The organism is Nitrospira sp. (assembly GCA_037045225.1).
Classification (GTDB): Bacteria; Nitrospirota; Nitrospiria; order Nitrospirales; family Nitrospiraceae; genus Nitrospira_A.
In genome coordinates, this window is sequence record JBAOHZ010000009.1 from 2,319,430 (window position 1) to 2,338,270 (window position 18,841).

Sequence of the window (18,841 nt, forward strand, 5' to 3'; positions counted from 1 at the left end):
CTGCTGAGGGGTCTTCGTTCTGTTGCTTTCACCTGTCCCCTATGATAGCTTCGCCGCCTCACGATGGGAGAGGTGTGCCATGCCGACGGGTGAGTTGCGGCTCAATGCCGAACAGTACTTGATGAACACCTACACGCGCCAGCCGATTTCGATCGTGCGGGGCCGTGGCTCGAAGGTCTACGACCTGGAAGGCCGGGAGTACATCGATTTTGTGGCCGGTATTGCGGTGAACCTCCTCGGTCATGGACATCCGGATCTGGTGCTGGCGGTCCAAAAGCAGGTGCAGCACCTGATCCATACATCGAACCTCTATTATACCGAGCCTCAGGTGCGGCTCGCCCAGACCCTGGTCGAGCATTCGTTTGCGCAGAAAGTCTTCTTCTGTAACAGTGGTGCGGAAGCGAACGAAGCGGCGATCAAACTGGCCCGCAAATATTCGTACGACAAGTATGGGGCCGATCGCTACGAAATCATCACGATGAAAAACTCCTTTCACGGGCGCACCATGGCCACGTTGACCGCCACCGGTCAGGAGAAGGTTCAGAAAGGATTTGCCCCCCTGGTGCCGGGGTTTTCGTACGTGGCGTTTAACGATCTGTCGGAAGTCGAACGCGCGCTCACGCCGAAAACCGCCGCCGTCATGCTGGAGCCGATTCAGGCCGAAGGTGGGGTGCATGTGGCGGATCGTGGCTACATGCAGGGATTGCGGGACCTGTGCCGGGACCGGGATGTGCTCCTGATTTTTGATGAAGTGCAGACAGGTATGGGTCGGACAGGGACCCTCTTCTGTTATGAGCACTTCGGCATGCAACCGGACATTATGACCTTGGCGAAGGGGCTTGGCGGTGGAGTTCCGATCGGGGCTTGCCTGGCGACGGATACCGTGGCGCAGGCCTTTTCACCGGGGACCCATGCGTCGACCTTTGGCGGAAATCCTCTGGCCTGCGCGGCGGGGTTGGCGGTCCTACGCGTCCTGCTGGAGGGCAAGATCCTGGACCAGGGGCGGCGGATGGGGGAGGCGTTGGCCAAAGGACTCACCGTCCTGAAAGACCGCCATCGTTGCGTCAAGGATGTGCGTGGGATCGGCCTCTTGCAGGGGATGGAACTGGATATCGATGGGAAAGCGGTGGTCGCCGATTGTCTGGCCCGCGGATTGTTGATCAATTGCGCCGGCGACCGGATCCTGCGGTTCGTTCCTCCACTCATCATCACGGAGCGTGAGATCGATCGCTTACTGGTCGCGCTCGCGCAGGTTTTTAGTCAGCGAACCACATCAAGCCACCATTAATTACGTAGGGGCGCGTATGTCGCGGCGTCCGCATCGGTCACCCTCCCGGGCCGGTCTCGGGAAAGATTTTCTGGAACTGCTCTCGATCCCCGTTGCAGAGCTGACGGGTTTGTTGCGCCTGGCCGCGCAGTTGAAAGTGAAGCAGCGCCGCGGTGTGCCCCATCCCCTGTTGCAGGGCCGCATGCTGGGCCTGCTCTTTCAGAAGCCCTCGACCCGGACGCGCGTGTCGTTTGAGGCGGGGATGAATCAGCTTGGGGGGCAGGCCATGGTGTTGCCGATGGGCGACATCCAGCTGTCGCGAGGAGAGAGTGTCGCCGACACGGCGCATGTCCTGTCACGGTACCTCGACGCCATCGTCGTGCGCACCTTTGACCATGCCATCGCCGAAGAGTGGGCTCGCGAAGCGACCATTCCCATCATCAATGGTCTCACCGATTTGAATCACCCCTGTCAGGCCCTCTCCGACCTGTTGACCATTCAGGAAAAGAAGCGGCGGCTGAAAGGTCTCAAGATCGCGTATGTCGGCGACGGTAACAACGTGACGAATTCGCTGATCGAGGCCGCGGCAAAGATGGGGATGACGATTACCGTGGGTTGCCCGCCCGGGTATCAGCCGGATCGGGGCATTGTGGATCGAGCGCGGGACGAAGCGCGGCAGACTGGGGCCGTGATTGAAATCGGCGCGGACCCGTTCGTGGCGGTGAAGGATGCCGACGTGGTCTATACCGATGTCTGGATCAGCATGGGCCAAGAGCGTCAACAGGCCAAACGTCTGAAGATCCTCGCGCCCTATCAGTTGAATGCTCGATTATTGAAATGCGCGAAGCCGGATGCGCTGGTCATGCATTGTCTGCCCGCGCATCGCGGTGAGGAAATCAGTGCCGAGGTGTTGGATGGACCGCAGTCGGTCGTCTTTGATCAAGCCGAGAACCGATTGCATATGCAGAAGGCCATTTTGGTCAGGCTCCTCGGAAAGAAACCTGCGCGGAAACCGTAAGTGAAAGGGAGTCGTATGAGTCGGTCATCGTATAAGAAAGTGGTATTGGCCTATTCGGGAGGTTTGGACACGTCGGTTATTCTGAAGTGGCTGGAAGAGGTGTATGGCTGCGAGGTCGTGGCGTTTTGCGCCGACCTGGGGCAGGGCGAAGATCTGAAGGCGATCAAGAAGAAGGCCCAGTCCTTCGGGGTGAAGAAAGTCTATGTGGAGGATCTTCGTGAGGTCTTCGTCAAGGACCATGTGTTCCCCATGTTGCGCGGGAATGCGATCTATGAAGGCAGCTACCTGCTGGGCACGTCGATTGCCCGCCCGCTGATCGCGCGGCGTCAGATTGAAATTGCCGCCAATGAAGGGGCTGAGGCGGTGTGTCACGGCGCAACCGGCAAGGGCAACGATCAGGTCCGCTTTGAGTTGACCTACATGGCCCTGCATCCGCAAATTAAGATCATTGCGCCCTGGCGGGAATGGACCATGCGCTCGCGCCGTGAGTTGATCGAGTATGCGGAAAAACACGGCATTCCGGTTACTGCGACGAAGGCGAAGCCGTACAGCATGGACATGAACCTGTTCCACACGAGTTATGAGGGCGGCATTCTGGAAGATCCGTGGAAGGCCCCGCCGGAGGAGATTTTCGTCATGTCGGTCTCGCCGGAGCGGGCGCCGAATAAGGCCCTGGAAGTCGAGATCGACTATGTGGCGGGCAATCCGGTGGCGGTGGACGGCAAGAAGATGAGCCCGGCAACTTTGTTGGCCCATCTCAACAAATTAGGCGGCGCGCACGGCGTCGGTCGTGTCGATCTGGTCGAAAACCGTTATGTCGGAATGAAATCCCGCGGGGTGTATGAAACGCCGGGGGGCACGATTCTCCATGTAGCCCATCGGGGCTTGGAGTCCCTCACGATGGATCGGGAAGTGTTGCATCTGCGGGATAGCCTGATTCCCCGCTATGCCGAGCTGATCTATTGCGGATATTGGTATGCGCCGGAGCGAGAAATGCTTCAGGTGGCGCTCGATGAAGCGCAGCGAGATGTGACGGGTACCGTTCGAGTGAAGCTCTACAAAGGGAGCTGTACGGTGGTAGGGCGGAAGTCTCCGCGCTCGCTGTATCGTCTGGATATGGCCACGTTCGAAGAGGATGATGTGTATCAGCAGAAGGATGCCGAGGGGTTCATTCGCTTGAACGCGCTCCGGTTGGCGATTCGGTCCCAGCGGAAGAAGAGGTCGACGCGGTAATGGCGAAATCCCACCCTGCCAGTGCGCGTGCCCAGAAGTCTGTCGCTGCGCCGAAACGGCCCGGTCGCGCGTTGCCCAAAGGCAAGGCCTGGGGCGGTCGATTCGTTGAACAAACTGACCGTCTGGTCGAGCAATTCACCTCTTCGCTGGCCTACGATCGACGGCTCTATCCGTACGATATCCAAGGCAGTATCGCGCACTGTAGGACGCTTGAACGGGCGAAGGTGCTCACGGCCCGTGAGTCGGCGCAGCTAGTGCGGGGACTGCAGTTCGTGAAGGTGGAGTTGGATGGGGGGCGTTTTCCCTTCTCGCCGCAGGACGAAGACATTCATATGGCGATCGAGCGCCGGTTGACTGAGTTGATCGGCCCGTTGGGCGGAAAGCTGCATACGGGCCGAAGCCGCAACGATCAGGTGGCTCTGGATCTGCGCCTCTTTTTACGGGACGTGCTCTCGACGCTGATTGATCAACTGCAGGAATTCCGGCGGGTCCTGGTGGGGCAAGCGCGGGCGCATATGGATGTTGTGATGCCGGGATATACGCACTTGCAACGGGCTCAGCCGGTACTGTTGGCGCATCACTTCCTGGCCTATGTCGAAATGTTTGGGCGAGACCGGGGACGTCTCCACGATTGCCGGGAACGGCTGAATGTCATGCCGCTGGGGTCGGGCGCTTTGGCAGGGTCGAACTATCCCGTTGACCGACGCTATACGGCCGCACTTCTGGAGTTTCCGGCGGTGACACAGAATAGCCTCGATGCCGTGTCGGACCGTGATGCGGTGGTGGAGACGCTCAGTGCCTTGTCGCTCATCATGATGCACCTTTCGCGCTTGAGCGAAGAATTGATTCTCTGGGCGTCGCAGGAGTTTCGCTACGTGGACCTGCCGGATACGTTCTGTACCGGCAGCAGCATGATGCCGCAAAAAAAGAATCCGGATGTGCCTGAATTGGTGCGCGGGAAAACGGGACGGGTCTATGGTCACTTGATGGGGACCCTGACGCTTCTGAAGGGATTGCCGTTGAGTTACAACCGCGATCTTCAAGAAGATAAAGAGGCGCTCTTCGATGCGGTGGATACCACGGGGCAATCGCTGGTGCTGTGTACGGAGTTGATGCGCCGGCTGGTTGTGAACAAGACCGTCTTGGCTGAAGCGGCCGAGGGGGGCGGAATGCTGGCGACGGAGTTGGCGGATTACCTCGTCACCAAAGGGGTTCCGTTCCGGGAGGCCCATTCCATTACCGGACAGATTGTGCGATTCTCCCTCGAGCAGCATCAACCTCTTCAGCGGTTGACCCTGAAAGACTTGCGCGGTTTCTCCACCCGTTTCGCGCAGGACGCCTTGAGTTGCCTCACGGTGAAGGGCGCCATTGATCGGAAGGGGCAGATCGGTGGCACGGCGACAGGGCGTGTGGAGGCTCGGATCAAGGAGCTTGAGAAGGCGTTGAAGGGATGAGGCTCGTCAGGGCTTGGGGCCCGGGAGTCGGTGGGGGGGCGGTCGGTGCGGTGTGGATTGTGCTGGGCTTGGGCGGATGTGGGGTGCTCGGCCCACCGGTTCCGCCTGAAAATGTCGGTGTGGCACCGGTGATCGAGCGGCAGTTAAGGCGAGAGGGATTGCTGGCCCCTGGCGCGAATGTGTGGGGATCGGCGTCTAGGCCCAGCGCTCCGAGTTCGGTGATCGTTGAAGAAGCACTGACCCCGTCTGAACCGGATCCATTACCGACTCCACCGATAAGGATGATGGGCACCCGATAGGAGCTGTACGAAGTTGCGGCCGCGGTGCCGGCCCCTTGACGGGACGGTTATTGGACGGGCTTTCCGGGGCAGGTGTAGAATTGTTGATTGAGGATGACCACCATGAATGACTTTCAGTATCGGGAAGGGGAGCTCTATTGCGAGGACGTGCCGCTCTCGCGCATTGCCAAGGAGGTCGGCACTCCTTGTTATGTGTATAGCCACCACACGCTCGTCCGGCACTTCCGTGTCTATGATAGTGCCTTTCAGAACATTCCTCACATTGTCGCCTTTGCTATGAAGTCCAATTCCAATCTGGCGGTGCTTCGCCTGATGGCCAAGGAAGGCAGCGGCGTCGATATCGTGTCAGGCGGAGAACTCTTTCGCGCATTGCAGGCAGGGGTGTCTCCCAACAAGATCGTCTTCGCCGGGGTCGGAAAAAAACCGGATGAAATTCGTGATGCCTTGAAGGCGGATATTCTGATGTTCAACGTTGAGTCCCCCGCGGAGTTGCAGGCGATCAACGAGGTGGCGGCGTCGATGGGTGTGAAGGCCCGGGTGGCCCTGCGCATCAATCCCGACATCGATCCCAAAACCCATCCCTACATTTCAACCGGCTTAAAGAAGAGCAAATTCGGGATTGCGGCGGATCGTGCCATCGAAGAGTTTAAGATTGCGGCAGCGTTCGGCCACATCGAGGTGGTGGGTTTGCATGCCCACATCGGGTCTCAGTTGACGCAAGTCGCGCCCTTCGTCGAGTCGCTGAAGAAAGTATTGACGATGGTGCAAACCCTGGCGGAGGAAGGTATTCCGATTCGTTATCTGAACATCGGTGGTGGCCTGGGGATTACGTATTCCGATGAAACCCCTCCGGAACCCAAAGACTTGGCCGAGGCGATCTTTCCGCTCGTGCGCGATTTGAAATGTGTCCTGATCATGGAGCCTGGCCGTGTCATTGTGGGGAATGCCGGCGTACTGCTTACGAAGGTGTTGTACACGAAGGACGGCGAAACCAAACGGTTTTTGATCGTGGATGCGGCAATGAACGATCTGATTCGCCCCAGCCTGTATGATGCGCATCACGATATCCGGCCGGTATTCGAGAGCGTGGCGCGTGCAGCCAAGAGGACGGTGGACGTCGTCGGGCCTGTGTGTGAATCAGGCGATTTTCTGGCCAAAGACCGCGTGATGCCGGAGATGAATGCCGGAGACCTCATGGCCGTGATGAGTGCAGGTGCCTACGGGTTTGTCATGTCCTCAAACTACAATTCGCGGCCTCGCGTGCCGGAGGTTTTGGTTCACGAGGGGCAGATCCACGTGATTCGTGCACGGGAGAGTTACGAGGACTTGGTTCGAGGGGAGCGGGTTCCCGCATTTCTCGCGTAGCCCATCGTATGTACTGACTTTCTTATGGAGCGTCCCATGTTTGCAGGATCTTTGATCGCTATCGTGACGCCGTTTAGGCACGGTAAGCTGGATGAAAAAGCCTTCGGTGACCTCATCGAATGGCAGATCACCAGCGGGACGCATGGAATTGTCCCCTGCGGCACCACCGGTGAGTCCGCCACCTTGACCCATGCCGAACATGATCGTGTGGTGGCTTTTACGGTTGAAGTCGCCAGGCGGCGGGTTCCGGTCATCGCGGGGACGGGATCCAATAGTACCGAAGAGGCCATCGCGCTGACGAAGCACGCGAAGGCGGCCGGGGCCGATGGCGCGCTGCTGATCACGCCGTATTATAATAAGCCGACGCAAGAGGGGTTGTTCCTGCACTATAGGGCAGTCGCAGACGCGGTCGATCTTCCCCTTGTGCTGTACAATATTCCGGGGCGAACCGGCGTGAATATGATGCCGAGCACCGTGGCTCGACTCACGAGCTGTCGAACCATCGTTGCTATTAAAGAGGGCAGCGGATCGGTTCAGCAGGCTTCTGAAATCATCCGACTCTGCGGAGAGCGCCTCACTGTCTTGGCCGGAGATGATGCCTTGACCTTGCCGATGATGGCGGTGGGTGGCAAGGGGGTCATTACGGTGACAGCCAATATTGTCCCACGCGAGATGGCTCAGTTGGTCAATGAGTTTCTTGCCGGAAGACTAGATGCCGCGCGGGCGATGCATTATCGGCTCTATCCGCTGTTTACGGCCCTGTTCTATGAAACCAATCCCATTCCTGTGAAAGAAGCGCTGTATATGATGGGCAAGATCGACCGCGAGATACGGCTACCGCTGTGTTCGATGGGGTCTGACAATCGAGAACAACTTCTGCATGTGATGAAAGAAGCCGGGCTGGTATAGCGGGCCCGTTGCGGGTGAAGGTTGCTGTCATGATTAAGGTTGTTGTTACTGGTGCTGCCGGACGAATGGGGTCTCGCCTCGTGTCGCTGGTGAAAGATTCGGCATTTTTGACCCTTGTCGGTGCTGTAGAGGGGAAGGGGCACCATGCTGTGGGAGAGGATTCCGGCGAAGTCGCTGGTTGCGGGCGAACAGGCGTGCCGATCGTGGACGATCTCTCTAGTGTAATGGAGCGTGGAGAGGTGGTGATTGATTTTACAACACCATCAGCGACTCTTGGGCACTTGAAGATTGTCGCGCAGTATCGACGTGGAATTGTCATCGGGACGACCGGCTTCTCAGCGTCCGAGTTAGACGAACTCCGAAATGTCAGCAGGCAAATTCCTTGTGTGTTCTCGCCCAACATGAGCGTGGGCGTCAATGTGATCTACAAGGTGATCGCAGAAATGGCCAAGACGCTCGGAGAAGATTACGATATCGAAGTGATCGAAGCGCATCACCGCCTGAAGAAAGATGCGCCGAGTGGAACCGCCCTCAAATTGGCGGAAGTTCTCGCCCGAGCCGTCAATCGAGACCTGGGACAAGTCGGTGTTTATGCGCGGAAGGGACTGATCGGCGAACGAAAAAAAGGCGAAATTGGAATTCAGACCATTCGAGCCGGAGATATCGTCGGAGACCATACTGTGATGTTTGGGACCATGGGCGAACGTATTGAGCTCACCCATCGCGCTAGCAGTCGTGACACATTCGTAAGAGGCGCTCTCCGTGCTGCCCGCTGGGTTGTGAAGCAACCACCCGGGCTCTATGACATGTTGGACGTGTTAAGCCTGAAATAGAAAATTGCCATATTTGCCGACGGCTTACGCTACGGCAGCAGCGATGATGTTTCATCCCGCCAAGAGGATACGGTATCGTTTGCCTATAGTATCCGCAGACGCAGGGAGTGGCAGGTTGGCGGATAGTCCAAGAGGAGACTAGCAGTTAGCTCTATGCCTTGGCTAGTGAGAGACGGAGCGAGGCTTGTTGTGCGATGTGAACGAGCTGGTGTCCGAGATGGACATCAGGTCCAAGGTGGAGCAAGGCTGCCACCTTCTGCTCATCGCAGGTGAGCGCTCTGCGGGGATTGATTGTTGCGACGGGTCAATGTCGTGACGTGATCGGTCTCGGTTCTGCGTCTGCTGCTTTCCGTCGGCCACAGTTCAGGCACGCCAGGACTGTGATCGCTAAGCCAGCATTCAGGTCAACCGCCCGTTCAGGCAACATTGTTCCGCGGCATTTGTCACATTTATGCATTCCTGGCTTATAGCATTGCTCTGTAGGATAAACCATCCATCTGAAGTACTGTATGAGGATGGGAAAAGGCCCCCCATAGATACCGAAGTGTATGGGCCGTTTGGCCCTGACACTGCCCCTTACGGGATTATTCCGTCCTCGTAAGTTGGCGAGGCATGTTTTTCCAATCTCTGTTCGGTAAGCAAGTCACCACAAAATTTGGTGTGGCTGGTAAGATGCAATACCATGTATAGACTATTTCTAATCTCAGCACTCCTGGTGCTTTTTTACTATCTTCTTCGCAGGGCGATTAGGAAGGTGCGGGAGGGTGGTGGGGCTGTCAGCCTTCGAGAAGGGCAAGCACCTGGAAAGCAGATGATTCAAGACCCTGTGTGTCGCGTCTTCATTCCTCGAGAAAATGCGATTCGGCGAGAAATCGGGGGGCAAACCTACTTCTTTTGCAGTCAGAATTGTGCCACTACATTTGAGCGGAAACTCACGAGTCAGCAGCCGGAATAATTCGTATCTGAGACCGTGTCGTTCTTATCAAAAAACAGGATCATCTGGCACTCATTCGCTTTAAAGTTAAAGAGAGGGGGCCCGGCCGTTCCTCCCGCAATGCGATTGTAGGTCCATTTCTCTCCACCAAAAAACCGGGACGTTTTGGCGTCTGGCGCTCCCAATTCTTTTTCAATCCATGCGCGATCCTTCCCCTGGTAGCGAGTCAACGAAGCATCCATGTAGGGGTTGTGACTACAGCCTGCGGCCATGAGGGCGACTGCGAGAAGCCAGACGGATGTGCGCATACAGGTTGTCCTCCTGAATCACTGGGTGCGAAGCATGGAGAGATAATGTTTGGCCGAAAAAATCTTAGCGGTCACCATTCTCATCTGTCAAACAAGTCTAGCATGCCCGAGCTCACTTATTGCCTTGATGCCGAGTTGCTTCTACAATAACCGCTGAGAAGATGGACCAGAAAGCTTAGAGACGAAAGGACCTTCATATGCAAATCTATCTTGATACGGCCAATGTCAAAGAAATTCAAGAAGGTGCGAATCTCGGTCTCATTGACGGGGTGACCACCAACCCGTCCCTTGTGGCGAAGGAGGGGCGTAGTTTCAAAGAAATGCTGCTCGAAATCTGCAAGATGGTCGACGGGCCGATCAGTGCGGAGGTGGTTGGCGTCGAATCCGAAGCCATGATTAAAGAAGGGCGGGATCTGGCCAAAGTTCACAAGAACATCGTGGTGAAGGTTCCCCTCATTCCTGAAGGGCTTCGGGCCACAAAGAAGCTTGCGGCCGAGGGGATTCGTGTCAATGTCACCTTATGCTTCTCCCCGACGCAGGCACTGTTGGCTGCTAAGGCGGGTGCTTGGTGCGTATCGCCCTTCATTGGTCGTCTCGACGACGTGAGTTCCGATGGCATGGCACTGATTCGGCAGATTGTCACGATCTACAAGAATTACGATTATAAAACCAAGGTGCTCGTTGCGAGCGTTCGGCATCCGCAGCATGTCGTCGAAGCTGCGCTGGCTGGGGGCCACATTTGTACGATGCCCTACACCGTGTTCCAGCAGCTGGTAAAGCATCCCCTGACCGATATCGGCCTGAAGAAGTTTCTCGCCGACTGGGATGCCATGGGGAAGAAATAGCCGGTCGAACCTGTGCCTTGCTCAGTGCTTCTCGGCGAGTTTCTGTTTGGCCATGAAAAAGATGCGGTGGAACATGGGGCGCGTCAGCTTCCCGGTGAACGTGTTCTGTTGACTCGGGTGGTACGAGCCAATCAGGGTCACGCCCCCCGGCAACTCGTAGAGGACTCCGTGCCCGAATTGAGGGCGCGGGCTGGGCAGGGCGAGTCCCAATTCACGATTTGCTGTGAAATAGTGATCGAACGCAATTTTCCCCAAAGTGACGACCACACGCATCCGTGTCAACAGCTGTAGTTCACTCAGGACAAACGGCCGGCAGGCGGTGAATTCATCCGGCAGTGGCTTGTTGGCGGGAGGTGCGCACCGCACGGTTGCGCCGATGTAGCAGTCCGTCAGGGTGAGGCCATCACCTGTGTGGGTAGAGGTCGCTTGGTTGGCAAACCCGAATTTGTGCAAGGCCTCATATAGCCAGTCTCCGCTGCGATCTCCGGTGAAGACCCGTCCGGTTCGATTGCCCCCGTGTGCTGCCGGTGCCAGGCCCAAAATGTAGAGCCGCGCCTGAGCATCTCCGAATCCTGGGACTGGTTTTCCCCAATAGGACCAATCTCGGAATTGCCGCCGTTTCTCCCTGGCCACAGCCTCCCGGTAGCTAACCAGGCGAGGGCAGCGCGTGCAGGCGACGATGTCGTCATTAAGCAGCACGAGTGTAGACATGGTTGGGGAGTGTACCAAAACCACGAGTTACTTGTCCCCCGAGGAGCTTGTTGCTAGCATGAGCCTTCAAGTGTGACGAAAGGATGACAAGGGCATGTTGACTACACATCGGGGTCTTCGGGTGCTTGCCGTGTGCGCCACCATGGCGGTGGTTCTGCTGTCCGCGCTGCCAGTCCTGCGGGCGGATTCGAATACGTCGGCGGGAACGGCGCTTCCACCGGAAGTCGGTCGGAGCACGCCAGAGGTTGACCAGGGGCCTACTCCGCCCGCAGGCGAGTCCGAGCTGGTGCCTGAACTTGAAGATCGATTGGTCATCCTGCCGGAAATCAAACGGGAGGGAGAACGGTTTTTTCTCAGCTCCTTCAAGTTGCCGGATAAGTTGACGTTCGCCGGGCAAGCGATTCCATTGGACAACTGGCAGGTGCGCGAGCGGATCGAGTACGAGTTCTACCAATTTCTCGAGGATCAAGGCGAAAGCATCATCCTGGCCAAACGGACGGGTCGTTGTTTCGCGCCGGCTGAAAAGCAGCTAGCCGAGGCTGGACTACCCGATGACTTGAAATACATGTTGTTGGTGGAGAGTAAGTGCATTGCGGCGGCCTATTCTCGGGCGAAGGCCTCTGGCCCCTGGCAGTTCATCAATTCTACGGGGCGACGGTATAAGCTACACAACGAAGGGTGGCTGGATGAGCGGCGCAATCTCGAAATGTCCACCGAAGCGGCCATCAAGTATCTTCGGTACCTCCGCGATTTGTACCAGGGGGATTGGTTTCTCGCGATGGCCTCCTATAATGCGGGGGAAGATCGCGTACGGAAATTGATTAAAGAGCAGAAGATTAATGACTACTGGCGCATGCATGGCCCACGAGAGACGATGCGTTATGTGGCGCGGATTATTGCGGCGAAAGAAATCTACTCACAGCCGGAGAAGTATCTGGGCCTGACCAAAAAAGATCTCTACCCTCCGCTTGAAACAGAAACGGTCACGGTGATGATCAAGGAACCGCAACGCCGTCTCACGGCGATCGCCGAGGAGTATGGAACGTACTTTCTTGAACTGAAAATGTTGAATCCTGAGTTCACAAAGGACTACTTGCCAAAGGGCACCTACCAGGTTAAGGTGCCGCGACAGACCTGTCCGAATCGCTGTTTCAAACAAGACAAACTTCCGTAGTCCCCATGATACAAGTCGGAGTCTCGCAGCCCAGGGCACGAGCCCTCCTTGCCAAACTGTTTCATGCGGGACTGCAGGCCGTCGATCCGTACGAGGCGGTGTGTCGTCAGGTTCGCTTCCGGCGTGGACAACTCACCATCGGTTCGCAACGCTACTTTCTCCACCCAAACCAGCGACTTGTCGTGATCGGCGCCGGGAAGGCGTCCGGGCGCATGGCCCAGGCGCTGGAGCGTCAATTGGGCTCCCGGATCGACACCGGACTGGTCGTGGTCAAATATGGGCATGGCGCGCCGACAAAGAAGATTCGCATTGTGGAGGCCGGACATCCCGTTCCGGATCAGGCGGGACTTCAGGCCGGTCGTGCAATCATGGCATTGGTTGGGACGCTGAAGCCGGACGATCTCTTGATCGTCCTCTTGTCCGGCGGCGCCTCGAGTCTTCTCCCCGCTCCCGCTTCGGGGATCAGCCTCAAGGATAAGCAACGAACGACCACGTTATTGTTGCGGTCCGGGGCAACCATTCAAGAGATGAACGCGGTTCGCAAGCACCTATCCTGCGTGAAAGGCGGGCAGTTGGCCGCAGCGACCCCCGCGCGCGTGGCGAGTGTGATCCTCTCGGACGTGATTGGAAATGATCTTGGCACGATCGGGTCTGGCCCCACCGCCCCGGATCCCACCACATTTCTGGATGCCTGGCGGATCTTGGAACGATACGACGTTGCTGGGCGCGTTCCAGTCTCTGTTCGTCGTCGAATGGAGGCGGGTATCAAGAAAACCCTGCCGGAAACTCCCAAGGCCGGCGCGGCACTCTTCCGCCGTGTTGATAACCTGCTGATCGGAGACAATCAAGCAGCCGTCGATGCGGTTGTGAAGGTTGCGAAGGCGAAGCGACTTCGGACGCTCGTTCTTTCCACTACCCTGACTGGGGAGGCGCGTGAGATCGCCAAGCTGTTCGGCGCGATGGCTCGGGAGATTGCGGCTCATGGTCGGCCTCTGCCTCGTCCCTGCTGTGTGATTGCCGGGGGCGAACCCACGGTGACGATTCGAGGTCAGGGGCAGGGGGGGCGGGCGCAGGAGTTTGCCTTGGCGGCCGCATTGGAGGTTGCCGGGCTCTCTGACGTGTGGGTCGCCGGCTTTGCTACTGACGGTACGGACGGGCCGACATCCGTCGCGGGTGCGATCGCCGATGGTGAAACAGTCGCGCGGGCCCGGCGTGCCAAGCTTGATCCGTTCCGCTCGCTTCAGAACAACGATGCCTATCCGTTCTTCAAGAAGTTGCGTGGCCACATTGTGACTGGTCCGACTGGGACCAATGTGAACGATCTTTACCTCCTCCTCGCACTCTAGCTAGTATCCTCGCCTATGGCTGATCCGTTCATCCTCTCGTTGCGCGAGAGCCGTCATTCCTCTCTGGTTGGTGGCAAGGCCGCGGGACTGTCCAAATTACTCGAGGCAGGCGTTGCCGTGCCTGACGGGTTATGCGTGACGACTGCCCTGTACCACCACTGCCTGGATCAGGCGAGGGTCGATGCGGTCTCGCTCTGGACCAAGTTGCGCCAGCTCTCCGGGGAGCAACGCGTGCAGGAGCAGGCGCGGATTCAGCAACTCATAGCGCAACAGCCCTGGCCGTCAGGATTCCAGGCGGAGCTGGAGATGCGGCTCGCGACGCTGGCCGGCGATGTCACGACACTCTGGGCAGTTCGGTCGTCTGCCACCAATGAAGATGCTGCGGGCATGAGTGCCGCAGGTTTGTATTGCACAACATTAGGTGTGTCTCTGGCCGCGGTGTTGCGATCCATCCGCGACTGTTGGGGCTCCGTATGGGATGAACGGGTGTGTCGGTACCTGTTCCGATCCGGTGCCGATGTACCGTACCCTGCTATGGCTGTCGTGATTCAGCCGATGCTGCACGCTCAGGTGGCAGGCGTTGCCTATTCGGTCCATCCCGTGACGGGGCGGACGTCTCAGGTGTCGATCAATGCCGTGCCCGGCCTCGCCTGGTCCCTCGTCAGTGGAGAGGTGACGCCAGATCAGTACGTCGTGGAGGTGCGCGATGAAGACCATTGGCCGTTCCGTGTGCGACGACGCGTCCTTGCGCACAAACAACAAAAGCTGACGGTTACTTCAGTGGGAGTGCAGACGGAATCGATTCCCGATTCTGAGCAATCGTACTCATCCCTGTCCGATGAGCAACTGTTCGAGCTCGCACGACTCTCGAAGCACATTGAGGCTGCGTTTCGGTGTCCGGTGGATCTCGAATGGGTGTGGGATGTCGAGCGGCTCTGGGTCGTGCAAGCCCGTCCGATTACCGGGGTTCATCCCTCGTCGGCCCTGACCAACGACGAATGCGAATGGACGCGAGCCAATTTTAAGGAAACCTTGCCGGAATTGCCCAGTCCGTTAGGCCTCTCGTTCGTAGAACGATTCATGGATGCCTACATCATCACTCCCTATCGGCGACTCGGCTGCAGCATCCCTGAAGGCCTTTCGTCGGTTCGTGTGCTCCACGGGCGACCGTATCTCAATGTCACGCTGTTTTATACGTTGGTGAGGCAGCTGCATGGAAACCCGGCGTTCTTAACCGAGCAGATGGGCGGGGAGTCTGTGAGGTTTACCCCGCCGGTGCGTCCCCTCGGAGCGTTCGCACTGGTCCGTGCCGGGATCAGTATGATGCGGGAATGGCGTAGGGCCACGAGGCAGGGGCCGAAAAACTTTTCGGCCATGAAAACAATGGCGGAGCGCTATCATTACGATCGTATTCCGCACCTCTCCGCGCAGGAGCTGAGCATGACGCTCGACAGCCTGGGGACGTGGCTCGATGAGCACGAGGTGACCTTCGCGATCGCGGGTGGTGTCGCGCAGGGGCTTCAGGCGATGGGCACGTTTCTTCCCGGCTGGCTGGGTTCAGATTGGCGAGAGCTCCTCAATGGTTCGTTGCAAGGACAGGGGACCGTGATCAGCGCGTCTCACATTGTCCGGCTGGCGGAGCTTGTCGAAGTTGCTCAGAGGGAGGATGTGGTTCAGCGGTGGTTCCTGACGGAAGATTGGACGGCCCGTGGATTTCGGGATGCTCTCAGGGACACCGAGTTTCTGCGCCGATTTGAGCAGTATGTGAGTGAGTATGGGCATCGGGCAGTCGGAGAATCCGACATTATGTCCCCACGAATTGCGGATCAGCCTGATGCGGTGCTGGCCGTGCTGCAGGCACAGGTGCGCACCGGTGTGGCGGTGGGTCCACGGGAAATCCTTTCCCGTCAGGCCCGGCGACGCGAGGAAGCGCTTGCAGAGATCGCCCGGCGATTCGGCTGGCGGCGTCACCGGTGGCTCATCTTCCGTGGATGGTATCGACGGCTCAGCCGGTTCTGTGCCTTACGGGAAGAGAATCGACACCACTTGATGTATTACTCCACCGCGGCCCGCCATTTACTGCTTCGATTCGGTGAGCGGATGGTCGAACGTGGCGTCTTCGCCGCGCGGGAAGATGTGTTCTCCCTTACGCTGGATGAACGAGTCGCCTTGGCCGACGACGCCAGTCGCGATTGGCACCACCTTGTGCGAGAGCGACGCGAGGAACGCCTGCGGCAGGAGGCTATTGCGGTTCCCGACACCATTCGAGATTGGGAGGCGGTTGTCGCATCTGGAGGCCAATCAAGTGTTCAGGGTGAGGAAACGGTCTTGCGTGGCATTCCCATCAGCACCGGGGTTGCCAAGGGACCCGTTCGTCTTGTTCGGTCGACAGCGGATTGGCCTCGGGTGCGGGCGGGAGATATTCTCGTTGTTCCGGTGATCGATCCCGGCATGGCCCCGCTGTTCGGAGTGGCGGCGGGTTTGATTGCCGAAATGGGCGGCACGCTCTCGCACGGTGCGATTATTGCTCGGGAGTACGGCCTTACGGCCCTGGTCAATGTGCCCTACGCCACTAGTCTGTTGCGCGAAAATGAACAGGTTGAAATTACGAGTGCTACGGGACTCGTGCGTCGCTTGGTCCCTTGACGTTCATTCGTGGTTCTCGTACGATTCTTTCTATTTCGCGACAGCCAGCAGGTGAACAGATCTCCAATTAGTCGTAGCATTCGTAGGGGAGCGTCATGATCGACCTCGGTTCCCCGACGTTTTTGGTTGGCACGGCCATTGGGTTCCTCGTGGGTGTGCTGGTAGCCGGGTGGTGGATCACCGTCCGTGTTCACGCAGGCTTCCATGCCCGATTGCTCGAGAGCGGCGGGCGTGCGCAGCGGGCTGATGCATTGGCTGCTGCGCTCCAACAGCGCGTAGACGATCAGCAGACAGAGATGGCGCAGTTGCGGGACGCGCTTACAGCGTCTCAGCAGGATCGGACCAAGGCCGAAACACGGATGGAGGAGGTTGCCCGCAGCCTGGATGATCAGAAGGTATTGTTAGTCCAGGCGAGGCAGGAATTGCACGAATCGTTCGAGGCCCTGTCTGGTCAGGCGTTGAAGCACAACAATGAAACGTTCCTGGATCTTGCACGCACCTCATTCGCGGCCTTGCAGGCAGAAGCGAAAGGCGAATTGTCACAGCGGCAGCAAGCCATCGGCGAATTGGTGAAGCCGCTGGAGGAGTCACTGCAGCGATATCAAGCGCAGTTGCAACAGGCTGAACAGCTTCGGCAGCGCGAATACGGAGGCCTCGATCAGCAGCTGAAATTCATGGCCGAATCGCACCAACGGCTCCAGCAGGAAACCGGTAATTTGGTGAAGGCCCTGAGGGCCCCGTCCGTGCGGGGGCGATGGGGTGAAATGACTTTGCGTCGCGTGGCGGAACTTGCGGGTATGGTCGCCCATTGCGATTTTGTGGAGCAGGATACGGTCGGGTCATTAGAGGGGCTCATCCGTCCGGACATGGTGGTGTATCTTCCCGGCGGTCGACAGATCGTGGTGGATGCCAAGACCGTGCTGGCGGCGTACCTCGATGCCTATGAGGCGCAGGATGAACAGCAGCGACAGGGACATTTGCTTCGCCATGCCGGCCAGGTACGGACCAGGATGGATGCGCTCAGCCTCAAAGCCTATTGGACGCAGTTCGGGCAGACGCCGGAATTCGTCGTGCTCTTTTTGCCCGGCGAGCAGTTTCTTGGTGCGGCATTGGAGCAAGATCCCACGCTGATCGAAGATGGGTTCGCGCAGGGCGTCGTGCTCGCGACGCCGACGACACTCATGGCGCTCTTGCGGGCCGTGGCCTATGGTTGGAAGCAGGAACAATTGACCGAGCATGCTGAGCAGGCGGGGCGGCTGGGCAAGGAACTGTATGAGCGGATGGCCGTTCTCGCCGATCACTTGAACGATATCGGGCAGGCCCTGGGGAAAAGTGTGGGCGCCTATAATAAGGCAGTTGGATCCTTGGAGTCGCGGGTGTTGCCGGCTGCGAGAAAATTCAAAGACCTCGGGATATCATCGGACAAAGACATTGCGCTGTTGGAGGCCTCCAGCGTCGAACCAAGGTCGGGGCTGACGTTTGCGGCGGAAGACATAGGGACATTAGGATGATGGATCCACAGGCGATGGTGGAAGAGTTTCACCGCAAGTTCGAGATTGCCATCAGTGACCGGCCGTCCCTTCCGGAAGACGCGACCAGACAACTTCGGGTACGGCTCATTCAGGAAGAGTTTGAAGAACTGCAGGAGGCCATGGTTGCCCAGGATCTTCCGGGGGTGGCGAAGGAGTTAGCCGATCTGTTGTACGTTGTGTATGGTACCGCCGTGTCGTATGGCATGGATATGGATCCGGTCTTTCGGGAGGTCCATCGCTCGAACTTAAGTAAAGTCGGGGGCCATAAGCGGGCGGATGGTAAATGGGTGAAACCGTCGACGTATTCTCCAGCCCAGGTCGCACCGTTGTTGGCTGCCCAGTCGTCTGGAAATTCACTGGACCGGTCGCAGGTAGACGTGAAGATGCAGAAGCCAGAGCTGTAGCATGAAAGAGCTGTATTGTCCGGCGTGCGGCACGCCGTGTGTCAGAGTGACGTCCGGGACGAATCTCGTGGAGAAGACGCTGAACCGGCTGTCTATCTTCCATGTTCGTTGCCAGCTGTGCGCCACTCGTTTTCAGGCTCGGCGACCAGGGAACCGGCAGACCTCGCAGGAATTCGATCGTCGTGAATACCGACGGCTGCAGGTGAACTTTGTGGCATCGCTGATGCTCGACTCGCCGACGGCCGGCGGGGTGATTACCGATATTTCCATGGGCGGCTGTACCTTGCAAGTTGCCAGTTCCCTTCCGCGGGGCACGTTCGTGAAGTTGGTCGTGCATGCTCCTGCGGGCCTGCCCGATATCAAAGTCGATGCCGCGATGATTTGTTCCATCCATCCGCAGTCGATCGGGGTGAAGTTTTTGGAGTTTGCCCTCGATCACAAGCAGCGCATGGGCCAGCTGGTGCTGGAACTTCTTGCGCATCAGCAAGTCCCTCCCCGCGTCAGTGCCTAACCGCAGATCCACGCAGTCTTGTGTCCTTCACGGTATTTCGGCTCATTCCTTT

General features: G+C 58.0%; 17 protein-coding genes. 15 read left to right on the forward strand and 2 right to left on the reverse strand.

Translation table 11 applies throughout. The features are described from left to right. Positions 1-79 precede the first annotated feature (79 nt). The 8 genes from V9G17_11750 to dapB all read left to right on the forward strand — a co-directional run bounded on the left by V9G17_11750 (position 80) and on the right by dapB (position 8,378). A complete protein-coding gene (locus tag V9G17_11750) occupies positions 80-1,288 on the forward strand; it encodes an acetylornithine transaminase (GenBank protein MEI2753264.1) in 1,209 nt (402 codons plus the stop codon). A 16-nt stretch (positions 1,289-1,304) separates the two neighbouring features. Then, positions 1,305-2,285, forward strand: a complete 981-nt coding sequence (argF, locus tag V9G17_11755) for an ornithine carbamoyltransferase (GenBank protein MEI2753265.1) — start codon at positions 1,305-1,307, stop codon at positions 2,283-2,285. 15 nt (positions 2,286-2,300) lie between these two features. Next, positions 2,301-3,518 carry an argininosuccinate synthase gene (locus V9G17_11760; protein MEI2753266.1) on the forward strand — a complete coding sequence of 406 codons (1,218 nt, stop codon included), beginning with the start codon at positions 2,301-2,303 and terminating at the stop codon, positions 3,516-3,518. Continuing rightward, positions 3,518-4,972 carry an argininosuccinate lyase gene (argH, locus tag V9G17_11765; GenBank protein MEI2753267.1) on the forward strand — a complete coding sequence of 485 codons (1,455 nt, stop codon included), beginning with the start codon at positions 3,518-3,520 and terminating at the stop codon, positions 4,970-4,972. Before V9G17_11760 ends, argH begins: the two co-directional genes overlap by 1 nt. Continuing rightward, positions 4,969-5,271 (forward strand): hypothetical protein, encoded by a 303-nt coding sequence (locus tag V9G17_11770; GenBank protein ID MEI2753268.1) that lies wholly within the window; start codon positions 4,969-4,971, stop codon positions 5,269-5,271. The genes argH and V9G17_11770 overlap by 4 nt, the downstream gene beginning before the upstream one ends. Before the next feature lie 102 nt (positions 5,272-5,373). Then, positions 5,374-6,636, forward strand: a complete 1,263-nt coding sequence (gene lysA / locus V9G17_11775; GenBank protein MEI2753269.1) for a diaminopimelate decarboxylase — start codon at positions 5,374-5,376, stop codon at positions 6,634-6,636. Between the two features lie 36 nt (positions 6,637-6,672). Beyond that, positions 6,673-7,545, forward strand: a complete 873-nt coding sequence (dapA, locus tag V9G17_11780; protein MEI2753270.1) for a 4-hydroxy-tetrahydrodipicolinate synthase — start codon at positions 6,673-6,675, stop codon at positions 7,543-7,545. A gap of 29 nt (positions 7,546-7,574) precedes the next feature. Further along, positions 7,575-8,378: a 4-hydroxy-tetrahydrodipicolinate reductase gene (gene dapB / locus V9G17_11785; protein MEI2753271.1), complete on the forward strand. Its 804-nt coding sequence runs from the start codon at positions 7,575-7,577 to the stop codon at positions 8,376-8,378. A gap of 939 nt (positions 8,379-9,317) precedes the next feature. Here the strand turns inward: dapB and V9G17_11790 are convergent. Further along, the gene (locus V9G17_11790; GenBank protein ID MEI2753272.1) at positions 9,318-9,620 is read right to left on the reverse strand and encodes a hypothetical protein; all 303 of its coding nucleotides are present in this window, start codon (positions 9,618-9,620) and stop codon (positions 9,318-9,320) included. 197 nt (positions 9,621-9,817) lie between these two features. Between V9G17_11790 and fsa the strand changes: the two genes are divergently transcribed. Further along, positions 9,818-10,465: a fructose-6-phosphate aldolase gene (gene fsa, locus V9G17_11795; GenBank protein MEI2753273.1), complete on the forward strand. Its 648-nt coding sequence runs from the start codon at positions 9,818-9,820 to the stop codon at positions 10,463-10,465. Between the two features lie 21 nt (positions 10,466-10,486). Here the strand turns inward: fsa and V9G17_11800 are convergent, their stop codons facing one another. Beyond that, a complete protein-coding gene (locus V9G17_11800; GenBank protein ID MEI2753274.1) occupies positions 10,487-11,176 on the reverse strand; it encodes a uracil-DNA glycosylase in 690 nt (229 codons plus the stop codon). A gap of 94 nt (positions 11,177-11,270) precedes the next feature. On the opposite strand from V9G17_11800, the gene V9G17_11805 reads away from it, so the two are divergent. From V9G17_11805 to V9G17_11830, 6 genes are all read left to right on the forward strand, one after another. Further along, the gene (locus V9G17_11805; protein MEI2753275.1) at positions 11,271-12,350 is read left to right on the forward strand and encodes a lytic transglycosylase domain-containing protein; all 1,080 of its coding nucleotides are present in this window, start codon (positions 11,271-11,273) and stop codon (positions 12,348-12,350) included. A gap of 5 nt (positions 12,351-12,355) precedes the next feature. After that, positions 12,356-13,696, forward strand: a complete 1,341-nt coding sequence (locus V9G17_11810) for a glycerate kinase (protein ID MEI2753276.1) — start codon at positions 12,356-12,358, stop codon at positions 13,694-13,696. A 15-nt stretch (positions 13,697-13,711) separates the two neighbouring features. After that, positions 13,712-16,342 carry a PEP/pyruvate-binding domain-containing protein gene (locus tag V9G17_11815; GenBank protein ID MEI2753277.1) on the forward strand — a complete coding sequence of 877 codons (2,631 nt, stop codon included), beginning with the start codon at positions 13,712-13,714 and terminating at the stop codon, positions 16,340-16,342. 95 nt (positions 16,343-16,437) lie between these two features. Continuing rightward, positions 16,438-17,853 carry a DNA recombination protein RmuC gene (locus tag V9G17_11820; protein MEI2753278.1) on the forward strand — a complete coding sequence of 472 codons (1,416 nt, stop codon included), beginning with the start codon at positions 16,438-16,440 and terminating at the stop codon, positions 17,851-17,853. After that, positions 17,850-18,278 carry a MazG nucleotide pyrophosphohydrolase domain-containing protein gene (locus V9G17_11825; GenBank protein ID MEI2753279.1) on the forward strand — a complete coding sequence of 143 codons (429 nt, stop codon included), beginning with the start codon at positions 17,850-17,852 and terminating at the stop codon, positions 18,276-18,278. The genes V9G17_11820 and V9G17_11825 overlap by 4 nt, the downstream gene beginning before the upstream one ends. 1 nt (position 18,279) lies before the next feature. After that, the gene (locus V9G17_11830; protein ID MEI2753280.1) at positions 18,280-18,789 is read left to right on the forward strand and encodes a PilZ domain-containing protein; all 510 of its coding nucleotides are present in this window, start codon (positions 18,280-18,282) and stop codon (positions 18,787-18,789) included. The last annotated feature ends 52 nt before the right edge of the window (positions 18,790-18,841 follow it).